Origin of the sequence: Mycobacterium sp. MYCO198283, from assembly GCF_021213805.1 — a bacterium.
Taxonomy (GTDB): domain Bacteria; phylum Actinomycetota; class Actinomycetes; order Mycobacteriales; family Mycobacteriaceae; genus Mycobacterium.
In genome coordinates, this window is the sequence record NZ_JAJQJI010000004.1 from 260,815 (window position 1) to 283,057 (window position 22,243).

19 protein-coding genes and 1 other RNA gene are annotated in these 22,243 nt (G+C 72.6%); 14 read left to right on the top strand and 6 right to left on the bottom strand.

Going from position 1 to position 22,243, the window contains the following annotated elements; translation table 11 throughout:
• Positions 1 to 152: 152 nt before the first annotated feature.
• Positions 153 to 413 (bottom strand): WGxxGxxG family protein, encoded by a 261-nt coding sequence (locus LV457_RS10160; protein ID WP_232170659.1) that lies wholly within the window; start codon positions 411 to 413, stop codon positions 153 to 155.
• Positions 414 to 642: 229 nt separating this feature from the next.
• On the opposite strand from LV457_RS10160, the gene LV457_RS10165 reads away from it, so the two are divergent.
• Together LV457_RS10165 and LV457_RS10170 are read left to right on the top strand one after the other, a co-directional pair.
• The gene (locus LV457_RS10165; protein WP_232170660.1) at positions 643 to 1,020 is read left to right on the top strand and encodes a hypothetical protein; all 378 of its coding nucleotides are present in this window, start codon (positions 643 to 645) and stop codon (positions 1,018 to 1,020) included.
• A 70-nt stretch (positions 1,021 to 1,090) separates the two neighbouring features.
• Positions 1,091 to 2,050, top strand: coding sequence for a cobalamin biosynthesis protein (locus tag LV457_RS10170; RefSeq protein ID WP_232170661.1), 960 nt, complete (start codon positions 1,091 to 1,093; stop codon positions 2,048 to 2,050).
• Here the strand turns inward: LV457_RS10170 and LV457_RS10175 are convergent.
• A complete protein-coding gene (locus LV457_RS10175; RefSeq protein ID WP_232170662.1) occupies positions 2,004 to 2,807 on the bottom strand; it encodes an SURF1 family protein in 804 nt (267 codons plus the stop codon). The two genes, LV457_RS10170 and LV457_RS10175, sit on opposite strands and share 47 nt — an antisense overlap.
• Before the next feature lie 30 nt (positions 2,808 to 2,837).
• Complete coding sequence (locus LV457_RS10180; protein WP_232170961.1) at positions 2,838 to 3,521, bottom strand: HAD-IA family hydrolase; 684 nt, start codon at positions 3,519 to 3,521, stop codon at positions 2,838 to 2,840.
• Positions 3,522 to 3,579: 58 nt separating this feature from the next.
• Here LV457_RS10180 and LV457_RS10185 point away from each other — a divergent pair, with 58 nt between their 5' ends.
• The 4 genes from LV457_RS10185 to rnpB all read left to right on the top strand — a co-directional run bounded on the left by LV457_RS10185 (position 3,580) and on the right by rnpB (position 7,022).
• Positions 3,580 to 4,761, top strand: a complete 1,182-nt coding sequence (locus LV457_RS10185; RefSeq protein ID WP_374198797.1) for a Nif3-like dinuclear metal center hexameric protein — start codon at positions 3,580 to 3,582, stop codon at positions 4,759 to 4,761.
• A complete protein-coding gene (locus tag LV457_RS10190; protein WP_232170664.1) occupies positions 4,751 to 5,479 on the top strand; it encodes a zinc ribbon domain-containing protein in 729 nt (242 codons plus the stop codon). Before LV457_RS10185 ends, LV457_RS10190 begins: the two co-directional genes overlap by 11 nt.
• Positions 5,476 to 6,537: a bifunctional RNase H/acid phosphatase gene (locus LV457_RS10195; RefSeq protein WP_232170665.1), complete on the top strand. Its 1,062-nt coding sequence runs from the start codon at positions 5,476 to 5,478 to the stop codon at positions 6,535 to 6,537. Before LV457_RS10190 ends, LV457_RS10195 begins: the two co-directional genes overlap by 4 nt.
• 74 nt (positions 6,538 to 6,611) lie before the next feature.
• Positions 6,612 to 7,022: RNase P RNA component class A (rnpB, locus tag LV457_RS10200), an RNA gene on the top strand.
• A 2-nt stretch (positions 7,023 to 7,024) separates the two neighbouring features.
• On the opposite strand, the gene LV457_RS10205 is transcribed toward rnpB, so the two are convergent.
• Entirely contained in the window at positions 7,025 to 8,491 is a 1,467-nt protein-coding gene (locus LV457_RS10205; RefSeq protein WP_232170666.1) for a CYTH and CHAD domain-containing protein, read from the bottom strand.
• A gap of 21 nt (positions 8,492 to 8,512) precedes the next feature.
• Complete coding sequence (gene panB, locus LV457_RS10210; protein ID WP_232170667.1) at positions 8,513 to 9,379, bottom strand: 3-methyl-2-oxobutanoate hydroxymethyltransferase; 867 nt, start codon at positions 9,377 to 9,379, stop codon at positions 8,513 to 8,515.
• A gap of 163 nt (positions 9,380 to 9,542) precedes the next feature.
• Here panB and LV457_RS10215 point away from each other — a divergent pair, with 163 nt between their 5' ends.
• The 5 genes from LV457_RS10215 to LV457_RS10235 all read left to right on the top strand — a co-directional run bounded on the left by LV457_RS10215 (position 9,543) and on the right by LV457_RS10235 (position 17,033).
• Positions 9,543 to 10,934, top strand: coding sequence for a wax ester/triacylglycerol synthase family O-acyltransferase (locus tag LV457_RS10215; RefSeq protein ID WP_232170668.1), 1,392 nt, complete (start codon positions 9,543 to 9,545; stop codon positions 10,932 to 10,934).
• Between the two features lie 16 nt (positions 10,935 to 10,950).
• Positions 10,951 to 12,468, top strand: coding sequence for an alpha/beta hydrolase (locus LV457_RS10220; protein WP_374198799.1), 1,518 nt, complete (start codon positions 10,951 to 10,953; stop codon positions 12,466 to 12,468).
• 37 nt (positions 12,469 to 12,505) lie between these two features.
• Positions 12,506 to 14,041 (top strand): alpha/beta hydrolase, encoded by a 1,536-nt coding sequence (locus tag LV457_RS10225; RefSeq protein WP_374198800.1) that lies wholly within the window; start codon positions 12,506 to 12,508, stop codon positions 14,039 to 14,041.
• Between the two features lie 84 nt (positions 14,042 to 14,125).
• A complete protein-coding gene (locus LV457_RS10230; protein WP_232170670.1) occupies positions 14,126 to 15,652 on the top strand; it encodes an alpha/beta hydrolase in 1,527 nt (508 codons plus the stop codon).
• 43 nt (positions 15,653 to 15,695) lie between these two features.
• Entirely contained in the window at positions 15,696 to 17,033 is a 1,338-nt protein-coding gene (locus LV457_RS10235) for a glutamine synthetase family protein (RefSeq protein WP_232170671.1), read from the top strand.
• 18 nt (positions 17,034 to 17,051) lie between these two features.
• On the opposite strand, the gene LV457_RS10240 is transcribed toward LV457_RS10235, so the two are convergent.
• A complete protein-coding gene (locus tag LV457_RS10240; RefSeq protein ID WP_232170672.1) occupies positions 17,052 to 17,615 on the bottom strand; it encodes a TetR/AcrR family transcriptional regulator in 564 nt (187 codons plus the stop codon).
• An 84-nt stretch (positions 17,616 to 17,699) separates the two neighbouring features.
• Here LV457_RS10240 and LV457_RS10245 point away from each other — a divergent pair, with 84 nt between their 5' ends.
• The 3 genes from LV457_RS10245 to LV457_RS10255 are packed head-to-tail and all read left to right on the top strand — an operon-like array spanning position 17,700 to position 22,230.
• Positions 17,700 to 18,602: an SDR family oxidoreductase gene (locus LV457_RS10245; RefSeq protein ID WP_232170673.1), complete on the top strand. Its 903-nt coding sequence runs from the start codon at positions 17,700 to 17,702 to the stop codon at positions 18,600 to 18,602.
• 19 nt (positions 18,603 to 18,621) lie between these two features.
• Positions 18,622 to 21,591, top strand: a complete 2,970-nt coding sequence (locus LV457_RS10250; protein ID WP_232170674.1) for a bifunctional [glutamine synthetase] adenylyltransferase/[glutamine synthetase]-adenylyl-L-tyrosine phosphorylase — start codon at positions 18,622 to 18,624, stop codon at positions 21,589 to 21,591.
• Entirely contained in the window at positions 21,592 to 22,230 is a 639-nt protein-coding gene (locus tag LV457_RS10255; RefSeq protein ID WP_232170676.1) for a PaaI family thioesterase, read from the top strand. It abuts the gene before it with no gap.
• The last annotated feature ends 13 nt before the right edge of the window (positions 22,231 to 22,243 follow it).

The following is a 22,243-nucleotide window of genomic DNA, read 5'->3' on the forward strand; positions in this document are numbered from 1 at the left end:
TACAGAGCGAACACGGTGAAATGCAATAAACGCTGGTCAAAGGCATTTACACACCAGCGGTCGGCGGTTCGATACCGTCCACGCCCACCGGTTGCGCACAGCACAGCGCCCGGGAACAGCGCCGAAACGCTGCCCCCGGGCGCCGGGAGTCGCTAGCCCCGCGGCGGCGTGGCGCCGCCCGTCCGGTCAACCCCCTGGTGATCGGGACGACGCCGCAGCCCCAGCAGGCCCGCCAAGCCCGCGAGGCCGAGCAGACCCCACAGGCCGTTGTCGCCGCCGTCGTCCTCGTTGTCCGCGGCCACCACCGCGACGTGCGCGGCGGGGCTCGCGACCACCGGCTGGGCGGCGGCCACACCGGCCCCGCCCAGCAGCAGGCCGGCCGACATCATGAGCGCAGCGAGTGCAATTCGCATTTCACATCCCTTCGTAGACCTCCGGGCCGAACTTCGGACGGAGGTGCGACGGGTGTCGCACCGCCTCCAATACCCCGCCGTCGTTGGCCGAAACGGCCAATTGGCAGGTTCGGCCGCGTTGCGCCGGGGAATGCGGGTGTCGGAGATGCGGGTGTCGGAAATCCGGCCCGCCTCCGGTCTGCGCCTCCTACGCTGACCGGGTCGGGGCACGAGCCGTTGAGGAGACGTCATGGCCAGGTGGGCGGCATTGCTCGGGGTGATCGGCGGACTGATCACCGCTCCGCTGCTGATGGCGGGCGGGGCGACGGCGGCCCCCTGCAACGATGCGTACTGCGTGCCCTTTGTAGACCGGAACATCACGCCCCGCGGCACCTGCCCGTTCAGCCTCGCCTACGACTTCGGCCTCGACGCGGCGGGCAACACGTACATGTGCAACCCCACACAGTTCTGGGTGCCGACGGCGCCGCTCATCGGTGAGCGGCGCTTCGGCGAGCCGTGCCGGGTCGGCGAGCGTGGCTTGGCACAGGCACCGGACGGCAACCCGCTGGAGTGCAACGGCACGTCCTGGCAACTGAGCACGGTCGCGCTCTTCACCCCGACGGAGTAGGTGCCGGCGCAACGCCCCGAGCGCACACCTCGTCGCCGACGCCGCGACGCGCAGTGACAAGCTGCGGACCGTGAGCGATCGGCGGGTGGTGGCGGCCGGCATCGCCGTGGGCGCGCTCGCCGACCGGCTGGTGACCGATCCGGCGCGCGGACATCCGGTCGCCGGTTTCGGCGCCGCCGCCGCCGCGCTGCAGCGCGTCACCTACTCCGACCGGCGCTGCGCCGGCGTGGGCCACGAACTGCTGGCGGTCGGTGCCGTCGCGGTGCTCGGCATGGCCCTGCAGCGGGCGGCGCGCCCCGTCGGTCCGGTGGCCGAGGGCGCGGTGGTGGCGGCCGCGACGTGGGTGGTGCTGGGCGGAGAATCGTTGGCGCGCACCGCTGCCCGGCTCGCCGGTCTGATCGAGGCCGGCGACGTCGACGCCGCCCGGGCGCTGCTGCCGTCGCTGTGCGGCCGCGATCCACGCGCGCTCGACGCGGCCGGCCTGGTGCGCGCGGCCCTGGAGTCGGTCGCGGAGAACACCTCGGACGCCTATGTCGCCCCGGTGCTCTACGCGCTGGGCGGAGCGCCGGCGGCGCTGGCCTACCGGGCGGTCAACACGCTCGACGCGATGATCGGTTACCGCTCGCCGCGCTACGCCCGCTTCGGCTGGGCGGCGGCACGGGTCGACGACCTGCTGAACTACGTGCCGGCTCGGGTCACCGGCGGGTTGACCGCGCTGTGCGCACCGCTGGTGGGCGGCAGCCCGGCGGCGGCGCTGCGGGTGTGGCGCCGCGACGCCCGGCGGCATCCGAGCCCCAACGCCGGCGTCGCCGAGGCGGCGTTCGCGGGCGCGCTGGGCGTCCGGCTCGGCGGGCCGACCCAGTACGCGCACCAGCTGGAGATCCGTCCCACGCTCGGCGACGGCCCCGCGCCGACGGTGGCGGACCTGCGACGGGCTGTCCGGTTGGCGCGGGCGGTGCAGGCCGCGGCGGCGCTGCTCGTGATCACCGTCGCCGGCCGTAGCGGTCGGCGAGGCGCTGCTCGCTGGTGACGGGCGCGGGCGCCGTGCGCTCACGCCGCCGCTGCCGGATCTCGGCGTAGGCGAAGTACGCGAGCCCGATCGGCGCGATGATGCCGAACGCGATCCACTGGATGCCGTACGACAGGAACGGTCCGGCGTCGAGGTGCGGCAGCGGAACGACGCCCAGGCCGCCGGGCTGGCCGTCGGTGAGCTGCAGGTAGGGCGCTGCGAGCGGCGTCCGCAGCACGTCGGCCACCTGCGCGGTGTCGATGGAGTACACCTGCGGGAAGGGGCCCTCGAACAGCGGCTCGCGGCCTTCGGCGCGCGACTCCGATTCGCGGAGCCGGGCGGTGAGGGTGACGGGGCCGGTGGGCGCCGGCGCGATGTCGGGCACCTGCGAACCCGCCACCGGCCGCACATAGCCGCGGTCCACCAAGATGACCGGCCCACCGTCGACCGCGAACGGCGTGAGCACCTCGAACGCCGGCTCGGCGTCCACCACCCGCAGCCGCGCCAGCGCCTGCCGGTCGGCGAGGTAGCGACCCGTCACGACGACGCGACGCCACTGCGCGTCGCCCACCGGTGCGTTCGGGGCCGGTAGCAGCTCGGCGAGCGGCACGGGCTCCGCCGTCACCGACCGCGCGATCTGGTCGTTCTCCCGTGACGTCGCGGTGTTCTTGCCGAGCTGCCACGGCGCCAGCACCGTGAAGCACAGGTAGGCGAACAGCGCAACCACCGCGGCCAGCGCCAGCCAGCCCGGCCGCAGCAGGAACGCCCAGCGCGTCATCGGCCCGCCACGTCCTCGGTCGGCCGGCCGTCAGACACCGAGCACCTCGCGCAGCTCGGCGGTGGTGTCGACGTGGGCGACCGCGCGGGCAGCATCGGCCGGATCGGTGAAGTCGTCGCGGCCGTAACCCCAGCCGACGACCACCGTGTCGATGCCGTGGTCGGAGGCGCCCAGGACGTCGTGGGCGCGGTCGCCGACCATCAGCATTCGCTCGGGCAGCGGCGCGAGCTGCGCCAGCGCGTGGGCCACCACGTCGGCCTTCGACGAGCGCACGCCGTCCGGGCTGGCACCGGCGATCACCTCGAAGAACCCGTCGAGGCCGAAGTGTTCGAGGATTCGCCGCGCCGTCGGTTCGGCCTTGGACGTGGCGACCGCCAGCCGCACGCCGGCCTGGTGCAGTGCGGCCAGCAGCTCCGGGATGCCGTCGAAGACCCGGTTGTCCCGCCAGCCGCGGCTGGTGTAGTCGGCGCGGTAGGCGGCGATGGCGTCCGACGCCCGGTCGCCGAGGCCCATCGACTGCAGCGTGAGGTGCATCGGCGGACCGACGATCATCGTCGCCAGGTCGGTGTCTGGCGGGGCGGCGGCGCCGACGGACGCCAGCGCGTGCCGGAAGCTGCCGACGATGCCCGGCGCCGAATCGGTGAGCGTGCCGTCGAGGTCGAACAGCACCAGCTGCGGTCGCACGCCCGCGCGCCCGGCCCGGGTCTGCTGCATCTCGACATCGGTCACACCGCCATTGTCCCCGACCGCAGCGGCGGCGGGCGCTGCCGGGATGGCGGCGGCCGGCCTCGGCGGCGCACTACTGTCTAAAAGCGTGGCGGTTCGGCTCGGGGAGATCATCGACGTTCTCGAGGCGGCGTATCCGCCGGCGCTGGCGCAGGACTGGGATTCGGTCGGGCTGGTGTGCGGCGATCCGGTCGAGACGGTCGACTCGGTGACCGTCGCCGTCGACCCGACCGCGGCCGTCGTCGACGAGACCGGCGACCGGGCGCTGCTCGTCGCCCATCACCCGCTGCTGCTGCGCGGCGTCGACACCGTGGCCGCCGACAGCCCGAAGGGCGCGCTGGTGCACCGGTTGTTGCGCCGGGGATCGGCGCTGTTCACTGCCCACACCAACGCCGACGCGGCAGCCCCGGGCGTGTCCGATGCGCTGGCGGCGGCACTCGGGCTGAAAGTCGACGGCGTGCTCGAGCCGGTGGCCTCCGGGCCAGGGCTCGACAAGTGGGTCGTCTACGTGCCGGTGCCCGACGCCGACACGGTGCGCGAGGCGATCTTCGCCGCCGGCGCCGGACACCTGGGGAACTACTCGCACTGCAGCTGGAGCGTCACCGGAACCGGGCAGTTCCTGCCGCACGACGGGGCCCGGCCCGCGATCGGCGAGGTCGGCACCGTCGAGCGGGTCACCGAGGAGCGCGTCGAGGCGGTCGCGCCGGCCGCCGCCCGCGCCACGGTGCTCGCCGCGCTGCGCGCCGCCCACCCCTACGAAGAACCGGCGTTCGACATCTTCCCGATGGCGCCGATCCCGTCGGGCGCCGGCATCGGCCGGATCTGTTCGCTGCCCGCGCCCGAATCCTTCGCGCGGTTCGCCGCCCGGGTGCACCGGTCGCTGCCGGCGACGTCGTGGGGCGTGCGTGCCGCGGGCGACGCCGCGATGCCGGTGCGGCGAGTCGCCGTCTGCGGGGGCGCCGGCGACTCGCTGCTGTCGACGGTCGCGGGCTGCGGCGTCGACGCCTACGTGACCGCGGACCTGCGGCACCACCCGGCCGACGAACACCGCCGCGGATCGGCGGTGGGATTGGTCGACGTGGCGCATTGGGCCAGCGAACAGCCGTGGTGCGCGCAGGCCGCCGCGGTGCTGTCCGACGCGTTCGGCGCAGCCCTGCCCGTGCGGGTGTCGACGGTCCGAACCGACCCGTGGAACGTCGAGCCGTGCGGAGTGCCCCATGAAAGCTGACCCCACCCAGCAACGGACCCTGATCGACCTCGCCGGCATCGACACGGAGCTGTCGCGGCTCGCGCACCGGCAGTCCCACCTCGTCGAACAGCAGGAACACGAGGCGGCCCAGCAGCGACTGCGGGCCGCGGAGGATCGGCTGGCGGCGCTGCGGCTGGCCCAGGAGGACCTCGACGCCGAGGTCGCGAAGTTCGAGGCCGAGATCGACGGGGTGCGCAGCCGCGAGCAGCGCGACCGGAACCTGCTCGCCTCACCGAATGTGCAGGCCAAGCAGGTGGCGGAGATCTCGCACGAACTCGAGACCCTCGAACGCCGGCAGGCCAGCCTGGAGGATTCACTGCTCGAGGTGATGGAGCGGCGCGAGGAGCTGCAGGCGCAGTACGACGCCGAGGAGCGGGCGCTGGCGGGGCTGCGCGCCGACGCCGACACCGCCCGGCACAACCGGGACGACGCGCTGGTGCAGATCGACACCCTGCGGGCGCAGCGCGCCGAGCAACGACGCCAGCTCGCCGGCGGCATCGACCCGGAACTGCTGGCGCTCTACGACAAGCAGCGGGCGTCCGGGGGTGTGGGCGCCGGCGTGTTGCAGGGCCACCGGTGCGGCGCCTGCCGCATCGAGCTCGATCGCGGCGAGCTGTCGCGGATCGCCGCCGCGGCCGACGACGAGGTGCTGCGGTGCCCCGAGTGCCGCGCGATCCTCGTGCGGGTCACGCCGTGAGGGTGCTGGTCGAGGCCGACGGCGGATCGCGTGGCAACCCCGGTCCGGCCGGTTACGGCGCGGTGGTCTGGTCGCCCGACCGGACGACGGTGCTCGCCGAGACCAAGGCGGCGATCGGGCACGCCACCAACAACGTCGCCGAGTACCGAGGTCTGATCGCCGGGCTGCGCGAAGCCGCGGCGGTGGGTGCCACCGAGGTGGCCGTCGCGATGGACTCCAAGCTGGTCGTCGAGCAGATGTCGGGGCGCTGGAAGGTCAAGCACCCCGACATCGCGCCCCTGCACCGCGAGGCGCAGTCGGTGGCCGACCGGTTCGACGCCGTCACCTACCGGTGGATCCCGCGCGCCGAGAACTCCCACGCCGACCGGCTCGCCAACGAGGCGATGGACGCCGCGGGCTCAGCCGCGGTGGCGACCTCGACCTCTCCGGGCTGGACGGGGGCGACCGGCCGGCCGACGCGGATGCTGCTGCTGCGGCACGGCCAGACCGCGCTGTCGGTAGAACGCCGCTACTCCGGCCGCGGCAACCCCGAGCTCAGCGAGACCGGCCGCGCGCAGGCCGCGGCGGCGGCCGCCTACCTCGCGCAGCAGGGCGGCATCTCGGCGGTGGTGACATCCCCGCTGCGGCGGGCCCGCGAAACCGCTGCCGCGGCCGCCGACGCACTCGGCCTGCCGGTCACGGTGGACGACGACCTGATCGAGACCGACTTCGGCGACTGGGAGGGCCTCACGTTCGCCGAGGCGTCGCAGCGCGATCCGGAGCTGCACCGCGCCTGGCTCCGCGACACGTCGGTGACACCGCCTGGCGGCGAGAGCTTCGACGCGGTCGCGCAGCGCGTGGCCCGAGCCCGCGACCGGATCGTCGCCGAGCACGGGCCGGCCACCGTGCTCGTCGTCTCCCACGTCGGGCCGATCAAGATGATGCTGCGGCTGGCGCTCGACGCCGGCGCCGGCATCCTCTACCGGCTGCACCTCGACTTGGCGTCGCTGTCGATCGCGGAGTTCTACCCCGACGGCCCGACGTCGGTGCGGCTGGTCAACCAGACGGCCTACCTCTAGGGCCGCAGCACCCGGCCTGCCCGCCGCGGAAAGGGTCGCCGCCGCGCCGCGGCGGGGTATCGTTCCGGTGCGGACGAGTTGGCCGGGCGGCCGCGGGCCCTCCGGGGCTCGAGGAAAGTCCGGACTTCGCAGAGCAGGGTGATTGCTAACGGCAATCCGAGGTGACTCGCGGGACAGTGCCACAGAGAACAGACCGCCACCACTGAGTCTTCGGACGACGCGGTGGTAAGGGTGAAACGGTGCGGTAAGAGCGCACCAGCACCCCGGGTGACCGGGGTGGCTCGGCAAACCCCACCCGAAGCAAGGCCAAGAAGGCCGCACTCCGGTGCGGCCGCGCAGGCGTTCGAGGGTTGCTCGCCCGAGCCTGCGGGTAGGCCGCTTGAGGCACCCGGCGACGGGCTGCCCAGATGGATGGTCGCCGCCGCGCCGTCACGGACCACCGTGGAGGTGCGGAACAGAATCCGGCTTACAGGCCAACTCGTCCGCCTCAGGCCTTCTCGGCCGCCTTCCGCAGGGCTTTCAACGCGTCGCCGAGCGCGGCCCGCGACGTGCGGGCCGCCTCGTCCTCCCGCTGGTACAGCACGCCGTAGGTGAAGGTGTCCTCGCCGGCGGCGTGCGCGGCGGCGGCCTCGCGGGCCAGGTGGTCGCGGCTCACCACGGCGTCCTGATGGTCGCCCAGCAGGCTCTGCACCCGCTTCGCGGCGTCGGCCAATCTGGTCGCCCCGGTCGCGGATGCGGTGTAACGCAGGCCTTTGGCGGCCTTGCGGATACGGTGCAGCGCCTCGTCGTCGTGGTCCCCGGCCGCGCGCGCCGCCTTGGCGCGTTTGCGCAGCTTCTTGTACGCCGCCGCCAGCGAGGTGGCCGACTGGCCGTCGTCGTGCGGCTCCGCGGCGGCAAGCCCCTCGAGCGCGTCGAGCAGCCGGAAGTACCGCGGTGAGCGCATGGCGGCCAGACTGCGGCGCAGGCCGGCGCGGTAGCGGCGGTGCGCGCCGTCGACCAGTCGCTTCCGGACGTCGCCGCGGACGAGCTCGTCGGGCAATGCGGCGAGCGCCGCCTCATACCGTTCGGCGAGCACCTCGGCGTCGCGGGCGGTGCCGAGCACGGCGGCCAGCTCGCGCAGCTCGTCGAGCAGCCAGGCGTCGGGTGTCAACCCGAACGATGCCTCGGCGCCGCTGATCAGGCTGCGGATCTTGCGGGTGGTCACCCGCATCTGGTGCACGCTGTCATGGGCGTCGACCCGCACCGCGCGGTCCCACCGCAACAGCTCGTCGACCTGCTCGGCGACCGCGCGGTGCAGCGGATCGTCGCTCGGGGTCCGCGGCGAGACGTCGGGCCCGGCGGCGGTCAGCACGCGCCCCAGTTTCGAACTGCTGGCGGCGGGTTCGGCGCCGGCGTCGAGCAGCCGGTTGCCCAGCCGGTCGAGCAGGGCGGTGTCGTCGGCGGCGTCCTCGGCGAGCTCGATCTCCCATTCCCGCCAGGTCTGTTCGGGCGCGCCGTCGGCGGCGGGGCTCGCGGTCACCCGGTCGTCGCTGAACTCGGCGAGCAGCCGTCCGTCGGCGTCATACAGGCGGGTGACGGTGCGCTCGGTGGTGATGCGGGCGACCGGGGCCAACAGCCGGTCACGCACGATCGCCAGCACCATGTCACGCAACTCGGACGGCACCTCGTCGGTGTCGTCGCCGAGCGGCGCGCGCAGCTCGCTGCGGGTGTCGTCGCCGGCGGGCAGCTTCAGGTGCCAGCCCTCGTCCGGTCCGCCCGTCCGCCGTCGCAGCGTGATCCGGTGGGCCCGCAGGTCATGCCGCGGGGTGTCGAAGTACTGCGCGTCGAGCGTGACGGACGGCAGCTGCTCGGTGCGCGCCACCGCGGACAGCCCGGCGAAGGACGGTGCCACGGCGCCGTCGGTGACGTCGAACTTGCGCTCCACCTCGATATGGCGATCGGGCGGCGGCACCATGGCGTCGGTCCTCCCAACGGATCAGAAACTGTGCTCCTCGGCCGGGAATGCTCCGCTGGCCACCTCGGCAGCGTACTGCGTTGCCGCGCGGCGCAATTCGGCGCCCACGTCGCCGAAGCGTTTCACGAAGCGGGCGGTGCGGCCGCTCGTCAGGCCGGCCATGTCCTGCCACACCAGCACCTGCGCGTCGCAGTTCGGTCCGGCGCCGATCCCGACGGTCGGGATGGTCAGCTTGCCGGTGATCTGCGTGGCGAGGTCGGCGGGAACCATCTCCATCACCACGGCGAACGCGCCCGCCTCCGCGACGGCGATCGCGTCGGCGATGGTCTGCTCGGCGGCGTCCCCGCGGCCCTGCACCCGGAAGCCGCCGAGCGTGTTGACGCTCTGCGGGGTGAAGCCGATGTGGGCCATCACCGGGATACCGGCCGCGGTGAGCGTGGCGATCTGCTCGGCGACGCGCTCGCCGCCCTCCAGCTTCACCGCGTGGGCGCCGGTCTCCTTGAGGAACCGGGTGGCCGTGGCGAGCGCCTGCGCGGGGCCGCCCTCGTAGCTGCCGAACGGCAGGTCCGCGACGACGAGCGCGTGGGGAGCACCGCGCACCACGCCGCGTACCAGCGGGAGGAGCTCGTCGACGGTCACCGGCACCGTGGTGTCGTAGCCGTAGACCACGTTGGCGGCCGAGTCGCCGACCAGCAGCACGGGGATCCCGGCGTCGTCGAAGACCCGGGCGGTGGAGTAGTCGTAGGCGGTGAGCATGGCCCACCGGTGCCCTTCGGCCTTCCACTTCTGCAGGTGGTGGGTGCGGACCTTCACCCGCGGCGCGGCAGACGGTTCGGCGGGAGTCCGCGGAGCGGACGATGGGGCACCGTACACAGACGTCTCAGACATCGTTGTCCCTCGGTTGATCGTCGGGTCGATCCTCGTGGCCCGCGCGCGGGTCCCCGGGTTCGTCTGACGGCGTCCAGTATTCCATCGCCCGGGGACAACCCGGAACGGACCCGATGCGTCGACTTCCTCACAGCGCCGACCGCTGCCCACCTACCATCGCGGCATGCAACGGCTCAGCGGGCTCGACGCCAGCTTCCTGTACCTCGAATCGCCGGCGCAGCCGTTGCATGTGTGCTCGATCCTGGAGGTCGACACGTCGACGATCCCCGGCGGCTACACCTTCGACCGGCTGCGCGATGCGCTGATGCTGCGCATCAAGGGCATGCCGGAGTTCCGGGAGAAGCTGGCCGACAGCGCCTTCAACCTCGACCACCCGGTGTGGATCGAGGACGACGACTTCGACCTCGACCGGCACCTGCACCGCATCGGGTTGCCGGCGCCCGGCGGCCGCAACGAATTGGCCGAGATCTGCGGCCACATCGCCTCGTTGCAGCTCGACCGCGGCCGCCCGCTGTGGGAGATGTGGATCATCGAGAACGTCGCCGGCACCGACGCCGCCGACGGCGGCCGGCTGGCGGTGCTCACCAAGGTGCACCACGCCGCGGTCGACGGGGTCAGCGGCGCGAACCTGATGTCGGTGCTGTGCAGCACCGAACCCGATGCGCCGCCGCCGGACCCGGTGCCGGGGCCGGGCGGGCTGAACCCGCTCGAGCTGGCCGCCACCGGTCTCTTCCGGTTCGCCACCCGTCCCCTCGGGTTGGTCAACGTCGTGCCGAACACCGTGGCCGGCGTGGTGGAGACCATCCGGCGGGCGCGCAGCGGCCAGGCCATGACACGGCCGTTCCGGGCGCCGAAGACGGTGTTCAACGCGACCATCACCGGGCACCGCAACATCGCCTACTCGCAGCTGGAGCTCGACGACGTCAAGACGGTGAAAAACCGGTTCGGCGTCAAGGTGAACGACGTGGTGATGGCGCTGACCGCGGGCGTGATGCGCCAGTTCCTGCTCGACCGCGGCGAGCTGCCCGACGTGCCGCTGGTCGCCATGGTCCCGGTGTCGGTGCGCGACAAGTCCGACCGGCCCGGCCGCAACCAAGTCTCGGGCATGTTCTCCCGGCTGGAGACGCACATCGCGGATCCGGTCGAGCGGCTGCGCGCCATCGCCGAGGCCAATTCCGTTGCCAAGGAACACAGTTCGGCGATCGGCGCCACGCTGCTGCAGGACTGGACCCAGTTCGCCGCCCCCAGCGTCTTCGGCCTGGCGATGCGGGTGTACGCCAACACGCGGCTCACCGAGGCGCGCCCGGTGCACAACCTGGTGCTGTCCAACGTGCCCGGCCCGCAGGAGTCGCTGTACTTCCTCGGCGCGCGGGTCGCCGCGATGTACCCGCTGGGGCCGATCTTCCACGGCTCGGGGCTCAACATCACCGTGATGTCGCTGTCCGGCAAGCTCAACGTCGGCCTCATCTCGTGTCCGGAGCTGCTGCCCGACCTGTGGGCGCTGGCCGACGAATTCCCGGTCGCGCTCGAAGAGCTGCTGCGCGCCAAGCCCTGACCGACGCCGTGGCAGCATGTGCGCCGTGACGAGACGCGCGGCGGCCGCAGTGCTCGCCGTCGCGATGGTCACCGGTTGCAGCACGGTCGTCGACGGCGACGCCACCCGCGGTGCGCCGGACCTCGACACCGGGATCGTCTGGTTCGACTGCGGCGCCGACTTCCTCGGTGCGCTGACCCCGCCGCCCGGTGCGCGGTGCGGCGAGCTCGGCGTGCCCGTCGACTACGACGACGCCGACGGCGCCCGCGCGTCGGTCGCGGTGATCAAGATCCCGGCGACGGGCGACCGGATCGGCTCGCTGGTGATCAACCCCGGCGGTCCCGGTGGTTCGGGTGTGCAGGCGGCCGTGCAACAGCAGCCCGGCTATCCGGCGCAGATCCGGGAGCGCTTCGACGTCGTCGGCTTCGATCCGCGCGGCGTCGGCCAGTCCCGCCCCGCGCTGTGGTGCAACTCCGACGCCGACACCGACCGGCAGCGCGCCGAACCGGCGGTCGACTACACCCCGGCCGGCATCGAGCGCATCGACGCCGACACCAAGGCCTACGTGCAGCGCTGCCTCGACAAGACCGGCGCCGAGTTCCTGGCGAACGTGGACAGCGGCACCGTCGCCCACGACATCGACCGGCTGCGGGCAGCGCTGGGCGACGAGAAGCTCACCTACCTCGGCTACTCCTACGGCACCGTGCTCGGCGCAGCCTACGCGTTTGCTTACCCCGAGCACGTGCGGGCGCTGGTGCTCGACGCCGTCCTGGACGTCAACGCCGATCCCGTCGACTCCGACCTCCGGCAGGCCGCGGCGTTCCAGCGGGCCTTCGACACCTTCGCCGCCGACTGCGCGCAGCGTCCCGACTGTCCGCTCGGCACCGACCCGGCCAAGGCCGTCGAGGTCTACCGGCAACTGGTCGACCCGCTCGTCACCCGCCCGGCGGCCACCGCCGACCCGCGCGGGCTGTCCTACAACGACGCGATCAGCGGCACGCTGCAGTCGCTGTACACCCCGCGCTACTGGAAATACCTCGACGACGGCCTCCGTCAGCTGCGGGGCGGCGCCGGCGACAACCTGCTGGCGATGGCCGACCTCACGATGGGCCGGGACGCGCACGGTCATTACGACAACTCGGTGGACAACCGCATCGCGGTGCGGTGCGTGGACCTGCCGCGCGTCACCGATCCGGCGGTTGCGGCCGACGCCGACCGCCGGATGCGGGAGGTGGCGCCCTTTCTGAGCTACGGCCGGTTCACCGGCCACGCGCCGCTCGGTGTCTGCGCTTTCTGGCCGGTGCCGCGGGCCGAGCCGCCGCCGGTGGTCGGGGCGCCGACGCTGCCGTCGACGCTGGTGGTCTCGAGCACCGACGACCCGGTCACGCCGTACCAGGCGGGTGTGGACCTCGCGGGAAAGCTGCGGGCGCGCGTGCTCACGGTGGCGGCGACCGCGCACACGGCGGTGTTCCAGGCCGACGCCTGTGTGGACGACGCGGTGACGCGCTACCTCGTGGAGCTGCAGCTACCCGCCGAGGGCGCGCGCTGTCGCTGAGCGCGACGGGCGGGGAGCGCCGGCACCCCGTGGCACCATGTGGGCGATGAGCCGCCACCTGCCGCGCCGCGCCGCTGCCCTCGTGTCGATGCTGGCGGTGACGGCGGGCTGCACGCACGTGGTGGGCGGCACCGCGGTGGCCCCGCCGCCGGCACCGGCCGTCGGCGCCGCGATCGCCTGGCAGCCCTGCACCAAGCCGGCGGCGCCGCTGACCCTGCCGGCGGGCGCGGAGTGCGGCACCCTCGCCGTTCCGGTCGACTACGCCGCCCCCGCGGGGGAGCGGGCGAGCCTGGCGGTGATCCGCATCCCCGCCACCGGGAACAAGATCGGCTCGCTGGTGATCAACCCGGGCGGGCCGGGCGGCTCGGGCGTCGAGGCCGCGATCTCGATGCACCCGACGTTCCCGCCGGCCCTGCTGGCTCGGTTCGACCTGGTGGGCTTCGACCCGCGCGGTGTGGGGGAGTCGACGCCGGCGATCCGCTGCAACTCCGACGAGGACACCGACCGCGAACGGCAGGACCCGGGCGTCGACTACAGCCCGGCGGGCGTCGCGGACGCCGACGCGAAGATCGGCGCCTTCGTGCAGCGCTGCGTCGACAAGATGGGCACCGCGTTCCTGGCCAACGTCGGCACCGTCAACGTCGCGAAGGACCTCGACCTGCTGCGCGCGGCGCTCGGCGACGAGAAGCTCACCTACCTCGGCTACTCCTACGGCACCGCGATCGGCTCCTCCTACGCCGAGCAGTTCCCCCAGCACGTGCGCGCCCTGGTGCTCGACGGTGCGGTGGACCCGAACCTCGACCCGCTCGAAGCCGGCATCCGCCAGGCCGCCGGGTTCCAGCGAGCGTTCGAGGACTTCGCCCGGGACTGCGCGGCGGCCGGGCAGTGCCCGATCGGCGACGACCCCGCCAACGCCACCGAGACGTTCAAGCAGCTGGTGGCGCCGCTCGTGCAGAAGCCGGCGCCCACCTCCGACGGTCGCGGACTGTCCTACAGCGACGCCATCACCGCCACCAAGTTCGCGCTCTACTCCAAGCAGCTGTGGACCCCGCTCTACCGCGGGCTGCAGTCGCTGCGCGCCGGGACGGGCGGCGACGACCTGCTGCTGCTCGCCGACGCCTACCTGCGGCGCGACCAGTCCGGTCACTACGACAACCTGCACGACGCCTTCGTCGCCATCAGCTGCGTCGACAACGTGTGGCCCACGGATCGGGCGGCGTGGGTGGAGGCCGACCGGCGCAGCAGGGAGGTCGAACCCTTCAGCGCCTACGGCGAGTTCACGGGCCATGCGCCGATCGGGGCGTGCGGTCGCTGGCCGGTGCCGCCCACCAGCCGGCCGGGCGAGGTGTCGGCGCCCGGCCTGCCGACGGTGCTGGTGGTGTCGACCACCAACGACCCCGCCACGCCCTACACCGCCGGCGTCGAACTGGCCCGCCAGCTCGGCGGCGTCCTGCTGACCTACGAGGGCACCCAGCACCTGGCGGCCTACCAGAGCGACGCCTGCATCGACGACAAGGTCACCGCCTACCTCATCGACCTCACCCTGCCGCCGCCGGGCACCCGCTGCGCCTGAGCGGGTGTCGTCGCCGTCGCCATCCGGTCACGCAACGGTCTCGCGGCCGCCGCGGTCCGGTGCGGCCGTGCGACCATGTTCGCCATGTCGCCCAGGGCGCCTCGGGTGGGGCGGGTCGCACCGGCCGTTCTCGTCGTCGCCGCACTCGTGGCGGGCGCCGTCGCGCCGTCGGCACGCGCCACCCCGGGCGGTGGCCTCGCCGTCGCGCCGCCCACCTGGACCGACTGTGCGGCGGTGATCGACAACACGGCGGCCCTGCCGACGGCGCAGTGCACCACCGTCGCGGTGCCCGTCGACTACGCAAACCCCGCCGGCGCCCAGGCGCAGCTGGCCGTCATCCGGATCCCCGCCAGCGGCACGCGCATCGGCACGCTGCTCATCAACCCGGGTGGTCCGGGCGCCTCGGCCGTCGACAGCGTGGCCACCACCGCGCCCCGGCTGGCGGGGACCGACCTCGGGCGCAGCTTCGACCTGGTGGGCTTCGACCCGCGCGGCGTCGGGCACTCCACGCCGGCCATCCGCTGCCGCTCCGACGAGGAGTTCGACGCCTACCGCCGCGAACCGCTCGTCGATTTCAGCCCGGCCGGCGTCGCCCACATCGAGCAGGTGTACCGCTCCGTCGCCGACGGCTGCCTGGCCCGCACGGGTCCGGAGTTCCTGTCCAGCGTCGGGACCGCCAGCACGGTCCGCGACATGGACGTGGTGCGCGAAGCGCTCGGCGAGAACCAGCTCAACTATCTCGGCTACTCCTACGGCACGCTGCTCGGCGCCCGCTACGCCCAGGCCCACCCCGATCAGGTGCGGGCGATGGTGCTCGACGCGGCGATCAACCCGGCCGAAGACCCGATCTCGGCGGCGATCTCCCAGCTGGCGGGCTTCCAGCGGGTGTTCGACGCCTACGCGGCTTCCTGCCGGCGCTATCGGGACTGCCCCCTGGGGAGCGACCCCGCGCAAGCGGTCGCCCGCTACCGGACGCTGGTCGATCCGCTGGTTCGTGCGCCGGCGCCCACCTCCGACCCGCGGGGCCTGAGCTACGCCGACGCCATCACCGGCACGCTCAAGGCGCTCTACACGCCGCGGTACTGGGACTTCCTGACCAGCGGGTTGTTGGGCCTGGCGCGCGGCACCGATCCGGGCGACCTGCTGCTGCTCGCCGACGAGTATCAGCTGCGCGACCCGGCGGGCCACTACGCCAACCTGCAGGACGCCTTCACCGCCATCCGCTGCGTCGACAGCGCGTTCCCCACCGATCCGGCGCCCTGGGTGGCGGCCGACCGCGAGATCCGCCAGGTCGCGCCGTTCGCCTCCTACGGCACCTTCACCGGGTTCGCGCCCCGCGACATCTGCGCGCTGTGGCCGGTGCCCGCCACCTCCGGCCCGGCGCCGGTGTCGTCGCCCGGTCCGGGCAAGGCCGTCGTGGTGTCGACCACCCGCGACCCGGCCACCCCCTACGCCGACGGTGTCGAACTGGCACGTCAGCTGCAGGCGCCGCTGGTCACCTACGACGGCGAACAGCACACCGTGGTGTTCAGCGGCAACGACTGCATCGACCAGCCCGTCGAGCGCTACCTCGTCGAGTTGACGCCGCCGGCACCGGGCCTGCGGTGCTGAAGCTGTAACACGGAATTAACAGCCCGAACCGTAGTCTCGCGTCATGGACCGTCAGAAGGAATTCGTGCTGCGCACGCTGGAGGAACGGGACATCCGCTTCGTCCGGCTGTGGTTCACCGACGTGCTCGGATTCCTCAAATCGGTGGCCATCGCGCCGGCCGAGCTGGAGGGCGCCTTCGAGGAGGGCATCGGCTTCGACGGCTCGTCGATCGAGGGCTTCGCGCGCGTCTCGGAATCCGACACCGTCGCCCGTCCCGACCCCTCGACGTTCCAGGTGCTGCCGTGGACCACCAGCGCCGGCCACCACCACTCGGCCCGCATGTTCTGCGACATCACGATGCCCGACGGCTCGCCGTCCTGGGCGGACTCCCGCCACGTGCTGCGCCGCCAGCTGGCGAAGGCCAGCGACCTGGGCTTCTCGTGCATGGTGCATCCCGAGATCGAGTTCTTCCTGCTGCGGCCCGGCTCGGACGAGGACACGCCGGTGCCGGCGGACAACGGCGGCTACTTCGACCAGGCCGTGCACGATTCGGCGCCGAACTTCCGCCGCCACGCGATCGACGCGCTGGAGTCGATGGGCATCCCGGTCGAGTTCAGCCACCACGAGGGGGCGCCCGGCCAGCAGGAGATCGACCTGCGCTATGCCGACGCGCTGTCCATGGCCGACAACGTGATGACGTTCCGCTATGTCGTCAAGGAGGTCGCGCTGGGCGAGGGCGTGCGGGCGTCGTTCATGCCCAAGCCGTTCAGCCAGTACCCCGGCTCGGCGATGCACACCCACATGAGCCTGTTCGAAGGCGAGAACAACGCGTTCCACAGCGCGGGCGACCCGCTGCAGCTCTCCGACGTCGGCAAGTCCTTCATCGCCGGCATTCTCGAACACGCGTGCGAGATCAGCGCGGTCACCAATCAGTGGGTGAACTCCTACAAGCGGCTGGTGCACGGCGGCGAGGCGCCCACCGCGGCGTCGTGGGGTGCGGCCAACCGGTCGGCGCTGGTGCGGGTGCCGATGTACAGCCCGCGCAAGACGTCCTCGCGGCGCATCGAGGTGCGCAGCCCCGACTCCGCGTGCAACCCCTACCTCACGTTCGCGGTGCTGCTGGCCGCGGGCCTGCGCGGCGTCGAGAAGCACTACGTGCTGGGGCCGGAGGCCGAGGACAACGTGTGGACGCTGACCCCGGAGGAACGGCGCGCGATGGGCTACCGCGAGCTGCCGTCCAGCCTCGGCGAGGCGCTCACCGCGATGGAGAACTCCGAGCTGGTCGCAGAAGCGTTGGGCGAGCACGTCTTCGACTTCTTCCTGCGCAACAAGCGCGCCGAGTGGGCGGACTACCGCAGCCACGTCACCCCGTTCGAGCTCAAGGCCTACCTCTCGCTGTAACGACGGTCGCGACAGTTCTCAGCTGCCGCCGGTCACGGAGCGGAGTTCGGTCAGCGTTTCGCGGACGTGCACGGCGAAGCTGCGGTTCGCCGGGTCGGCGAGCCATTGTGCGAACGCCACCTTGAACACCGCAACTCCGGCTTCCGCGGTGAGTGCGGCCGCCGGCTCTTCGACGCCACGACGGCGGAGCGTCTGGCCGATCCGCTCGGTCAACGACGCGAGCTTGATGAGTTCGCGTTCCCGTAGCGCCGGGTTGGCGTCGATGACGGCCTGCCGCTTCTGGGTGAAGGGCCGGCGCTCGTCGAAAAAGTCGGCGGTCGATGCGAGGGCGTCTGCGACGGCGTCCAGCGGCGCGACCGACGTGGGTACGGCATCGAGCGCGTCCGCGATTCCGCGGCCGACGGCGTCGCCGCCGAACAGCACTTCGCGCTTGTCGGCGAAGTGCCGGTAGAAGGTGCGTTCGCTGACGCCGGCCCGCTCGGCGATCTCGGCGACGGTGGTCTGCTCGTAGGCGTGCTCGGCATAGAGCTCGAGCGCGGCACGCTCGAGGCGCCCTCGTGCATCCGGCTCCCAACGACCCACCCGGGAATACTACGGCGATGACAGACGCTGACATCACCGCAGGTAATGTCATAAACTGACATCGGTTTAGTGAAAGGGAGAAAGGTGCGCGTCTTCATCACGGGTGCCTCGGGGCACATCGGGTCGCTGGTGGTTCGGGAACTGCTCGATCACGGTCATCAAGTCACCGGCCTCGCCCGGTCCGACGCCTCGGCGGCGTCGATCGCCGCGGCCGGCGGACAGGTGGTCCGCGGCTCGCTCGACGACGTCGATGTGCTGGCCGATGCGGCCGCGCAGGCAGACGGCGTGATCCACCTGGCGTTCAAGCACGACTTTGCCGACTACGGCGGTGCGGCCGAAACCGACGTCAAAGCGGTCGAAGCCATCGGTGCGTCGCTGGCTGGCTCCGGCAAACCGTTCGTCAACACCTCTGGTACGGCGATGTTGGCCACCGGCTCGTCCAGCGCCTTGGCGACAGAGGTGACGCCAGCGCATCCGCAGGGGCTGCGCGTCGCCTCGGAGAACGCCACCCTGGCCCTGGCCGGACGCGGGGTGCGGGCGTCGGTCATCCGGCTGGCCCCCACGGTGCACGGCCCTGCGGATCACCACGGCTTCATCCCCACCCTCATCTCCAACGCCCGGAAAACCGGTCAGGCCGTCTATGTCGGCGACGGGACCAACCGCTGGCCCGCGATCCACGACGTCGATGCCGCGCGGCTCTACCGGTTGGCGCTCGAATCCGCTCCGGCCGGGTCGATGTTGCACGGTGCCGCCGAGGAGGGAGTCCCGTTCCGGGACATCGCCGAAGCGATCGGCCAGCAGCTCGGCGTTCCGGCCGTCAGCGTCTCGCCGGAGGCGGCGTTCGAGCAGTTGGGCTTCATCGGCTGGGTCGCCGCGCTCGACAATCCGACGTCGAGCGCGATCACCCGCCGGCTCCTGGGGTGGACGCCCGAACAGCCCACGCTGTTGGAGGACCTGGCGGCCGGGCATTACTTCGCCGTCAGGTAGGTCGGCTAACGTCGACTCCGTGGCCACCCCCGCCTCGCAGCGTTCCCGGTTACCCAGCGTGGGCCGGCTGGGGTTGGTGGGCGGTACCGCGCGCGACGACCTCGACCGGCTCGGCTGGAACACCGAGGCGCACGTCGAACTGCTGTGGTCGCTGTCGCGGGCGCCCGATGCCGACGCCGCGCTGCTGGCGATGGTGCGGCTCGCCGAGGCGCTCGCCGACGACTGGGACGCGCTGAACTCGCGGTTGGTGACCGACCGTTCGCTGCGGGGCCGGCTGTTCGCCGTGCTGGGAAGCTCGTTGGCCCTGGGCGATCACCTCGTCGCGAACCCGCAGAGCTGGCACCTGTTGGCCGGTGACGTCTCACTGCCGTCCGCCGACGCGTTGCGCCGCCTGTTCGACGACCGGGTCGCCGACGCAGAGCACGCCGGCACGCCGGTGATGGCGGACCTGCGGCGGCTCTACCGCGACCGGGTGCTGGTGCTCGCCGCACTCGACGTCGCGCCGACCGTCGAGAACGAACCGGTGCTGCCGTTCGCCACGATCGGCGCGCAGCTGGCCGACCTCGCCGACGCCGCGCTGCACGCCACCCTGGGCGTGGCGGTGCGCAAGGTGTGCGACGATCCGGCCACCGCGCCGCGGCTGGCGATCATCGCGATGGGCAAATGCGGTGGGCGCGAACTGAACTACGTCAGCGACGTCGACGTCATCTTCGTGGCCGAGCGGGCCGACGCCGTCGCGGCCCGGGTCGCCGGGGAGCTGATGCGCCTGGCCAGCGAGGCGTTCTTCGAGGTCGACGCCGCGCTGCGGCCCGAGGGCAAGAGCGGCGAGCTGGTGCGCACGCTGGAGTCCCATGTCGCCTACTACGAGCGGTGGGCCAAGACCTGGGAGTTCCAGGCGCTTTTAAAGGCGCGGCCTGCCGTGGGCGACGCCGAGCTCGGCGAGCAGTACATGGCCGCGCTCAAGCCGATGGTCTGGCGGGCCTGCGAGCGCGAGCAGTTCGTGCCCGAGGTGCAGGCGATGCGGCGCCGGGTGGAGTCGCTGGTGCCCGCCGACGTCCGCGAACGTGAGCTCAAGCTCGGCACCGGCGGGCTGCGCGACGTGGAGTTCGCCGTGCAGCTGCTGCAGCTGGTGCACGGCCGCAACGACGAGTCGCTGCGGGTGCGGTCGACCGTCGAGGCGCTCGCCGCGCTCGGCGCCGGCGGCTACATCGGCCGCGACGACGCCGCCAACCTGACGGCCTCCTACGAGTTCCTGCGGCTGCTCGAGCACCGGCTGCAGCTGCAGCGCATGAAGCGCACCCACCTGTTGCCCAAACCCGACGACGACGAAGCGATGCGCTGGCTCGCGCGCGCGGCGCACATGCGACCCGACGGCCGTCACGACGCGCTCGGCGTGCTGCGCGAGGAGCTCAAACGCCAGCACATCCGCGTCTCGCGGCTACACGCCAAGCTGTTCTACCAGCCACTGCTGGAATCAGTTGGCGCACAGACCTTCTCGCAGGGGCTGTCACCGGAGGCGGCGGAACGGCAGATCGCCGCGCTCGGCTATCTCGCGCCGCGCAACGCGCTGACGCACCTGCGTTCGCTCGCCAACCAGAGCGGCCGGCGCGGCCGCGTGCAGTCGGTGCTGTTGCCGACGCTGCTCGAATGGCTCTCCGACACACCGGATCCCGACGGCGGGCTGTTGGCCTACCGCAAGTTGAGCGATGCGCTCGCCGAGCGGGAGCGCTGGTTCCTGTCGACGCTGCGCGACGAGGGGGCGGTGGCCAAGCGGCTGATGCGGGTGCTCGGGACGTCGGCGTTCGTGCCGGAGCTCCTGCTGCGCGCACCGGAGGTGATCCAGCTCTACGCCGACGGACCCGACGGTGCGAAGCTGCTCGACAGCACGCCGGAGGGGGTGTCGCGCGCGTTGATCGCGTCCGCCGCCCGGCACGCCGACCCGGTGCGTGCGGTCGCCGCGGCCCGCACGCTGCGGCGCCGGGAGCTGGCGCGGATCGCGTCGGCCGACCTGCTCGGCATGATGCCGGTGACCGAGGTGTGCCGGGCGTTGTCGTCGGTCTGGGTGGCGGTGCTGCAGGCCGCGCTCGACGCCGTCATCCGCTCACACAGCCGCGGCGACCGGCCGGTGCCGGCGCGCATCGCGGTCATCGGGATGGGCCGGCTCGGTGGCGGCGAACTGGGGTACGGCTCGGACGCCGACGTGCTGTTCGTCTGCGAGCCCGCCGAGGGCGTCAGCGACAACGACGCGTTGCGGTGGGCCAGCCCCGTCGCCGAGCAGGTCCGCTCGCTCTTGGGGACGCCCAGCGCCGACCCGCCGCTGCAGGTGGACGCCAACCTGCGCCCCGAGGGCCGCAACGGCCCGCTCGTGCGCACCTTGACCTCCTACGAGGCGTATTACCGGCAGTGGGCGCAGGTATGGGAGGTGCAGGCGTTGCTTCGGGCCCACCGGGTCGCAGGCGACGAGGACCTCGGTCAGCGTTTCCTGCTGATGATCGACGAGTTCCGCTATCCGCCGGATGGCATCTCGGAGAGGGCGATCCAGGAGATCCGGCGGATCAAGGCCCGGGTGGACGCCGAGCGGCTGCCGCGGGGGGCCGACCCCAACACGCACACCAAGCTGGGTCGCGGGGGACTCGCCGACGTCGAGTGGACCGTGCAGCTCCTGCAGCTCCGTCACGCGCACCGGGTGCCGGCGTTGCGCGGCACCTCCACGTTGGCCGCGCTCGACGCCATCGGCGCCGCCGAGCTGATCGCCGAGGGCGACGTCGACCAGCTCCGGCAGGCCTGGCTGACCGCCACCCGGGCCCGCAACGCGTTGGTGTTGGTGCGCGGCAAGCCCACCGACCAATTGCCCGGTCCCGGCACGCAGCTCAACGCGGTCGCTGTCGCGGCGGGCTGGCCCGACGACGACGGCGGTGCCTTCCTGGACAACTATCTGCGGGTGACCCGACGAGCGAAGACGGTGGTGCGCAAGGTGTTCGGTGCCTGAATGAGACAGGCGGATTTCACCCAGCAGCAGGTGAGCGTCGAGGAGTACCAGCGGTTGGCGGCGCTGCACGGACCGTTCGCCGACGCCGTCCGCGAGCTGGTCGACGCCACCATCCGCACGCTCGCCGACGACGACCAGATCCGCGACGCGCAGGCGGCGATCGAAGCCGTCACCGCGACGCTGCGCGCCCACCAGTTACCCGGTGCCTACGGCATCGGCATGCGCGTCGGAGGCCGCGGTGCGCCGTGGGGTAACCCGGTGATCGGGCTGCGCAACCCGATCGCACCGCCGCTGCAGATCACCACGGAGCCGAACGGCCTGCGCTGGGCGGAATTTCACCTCGGCGCCGCCTACGAGGGGCCGCCCGGACACGTCCACGGCGGCGTGAGCGCGCTGATCCTCGACCACCTCCTGGGTGAGGCGGCGAGCGGCGACCTGAAGAAGCCGGCGTTCACCGGCACCATCACCCTGCGGTACGTGCGCGCCACCCCGCTCGGGGACCTGCGCGCCGAGGCCTGGATCGAGCGGGTCGACGGCGCCAAAACCTATGCGCGCGGCCACATCTTGCGCGACGGCGAGCCCACCGTGGCGGCCGACGGCGTGTTCATCACGCCCGCCTGGGCGCGGGACGCCCGCTGAGGGGTCTACGTCA

What these genes read in the sequence shown, in the direction of transcription:
- LV457_RS10160 (WP_232170659.1), bottom strand. Translation starts at nt 413, where the DNA reads ATGCGAATTGCACTCGCTGCGCTCATGATGTCGGCCGGCCTGCTGCTG.
- LV457_RS10165 (WP_232170660.1), top strand. Translation starts at nt 643, where the DNA reads ATGGCCAGGTGGGCGGCATTGCTCGGGGTGATCGGCGGACTGATCACC.
- panB (WP_232170667.1), bottom strand. Translation starts at nt 9,379, where the DNA reads ATGTCTGAGACGTCTGTGTACGGTGCCCCATCGTCCGCTCCGCGGACT.
- LV457_RS10215 (WP_232170668.1), top strand. Translation starts at nt 9,543, where the DNA reads ATGCAACGGCTCAGCGGGCTCGACGCCAGCTTCCTGTACCTCGAATCG.
- LV457_RS10185 (WP_374198797.1), top strand. Translation starts at nt 3,580, where the DNA reads ATGGCGGCGGCCGGCCTCGGCGGCGCACTACTGTCTAAAAGCGTGGCG.
- LV457_RS10220 (WP_374198799.1), top strand. Translation starts at nt 10,951, where the DNA reads ATGTGCGCCGTGACGAGACGCGCGGCGGCCGCAGTGCTCGCCGTCGCG.
- LV457_RS10175 (WP_232170662.1), bottom strand. Translation starts at nt 2,807, where the DNA reads ATGACGCGCTGGGCGTTCCTGCTGCGGCCGGGCTGGCTGGCGCTGGCC.
- LV457_RS10230 (WP_232170670.1), top strand. Translation starts at nt 14,126, where the DNA reads ATGTCGCCCAGGGCGCCTCGGGTGGGGCGGGTCGCACCGGCCGTTCTC.
- LV457_RS10255 (WP_232170676.1), top strand. Translation starts at nt 21,592, where the DNA reads ATGAGACAGGCGGATTTCACCCAGCAGCAGGTGAGCGTCGAGGAGTAC.
- LV457_RS10190 (WP_232170664.1), top strand. Translation starts at nt 4,751, where the DNA reads ATGAAAGCTGACCCCACCCAGCAACGGACCCTGATCGACCTCGCCGGC.
- LV457_RS10180 (WP_232170961.1), bottom strand. Translation starts at nt 3,521, where the DNA reads ATGCAGCAGACCCGGGCCGGGCGCGCGGGCGTGCGACCGCAGCTGGTG.
- LV457_RS10225 (WP_374198800.1), top strand. Translation starts at nt 12,506, where the DNA reads ATGTGGGCGATGAGCCGCCACCTGCCGCGCCGCGCCGCTGCCCTCGTG.
- LV457_RS10205 (WP_232170666.1), bottom strand. Translation starts at nt 8,491, where the DNA reads ATGGTGCCGCCGCCCGATCGCCATATCGAGGTGGAGCGCAAGTTCGAC.
- LV457_RS10235 (WP_232170671.1), top strand. Translation starts at nt 15,696, where the DNA reads ATGGACCGTCAGAAGGAATTCGTGCTGCGCACGCTGGAGGAACGGGAC.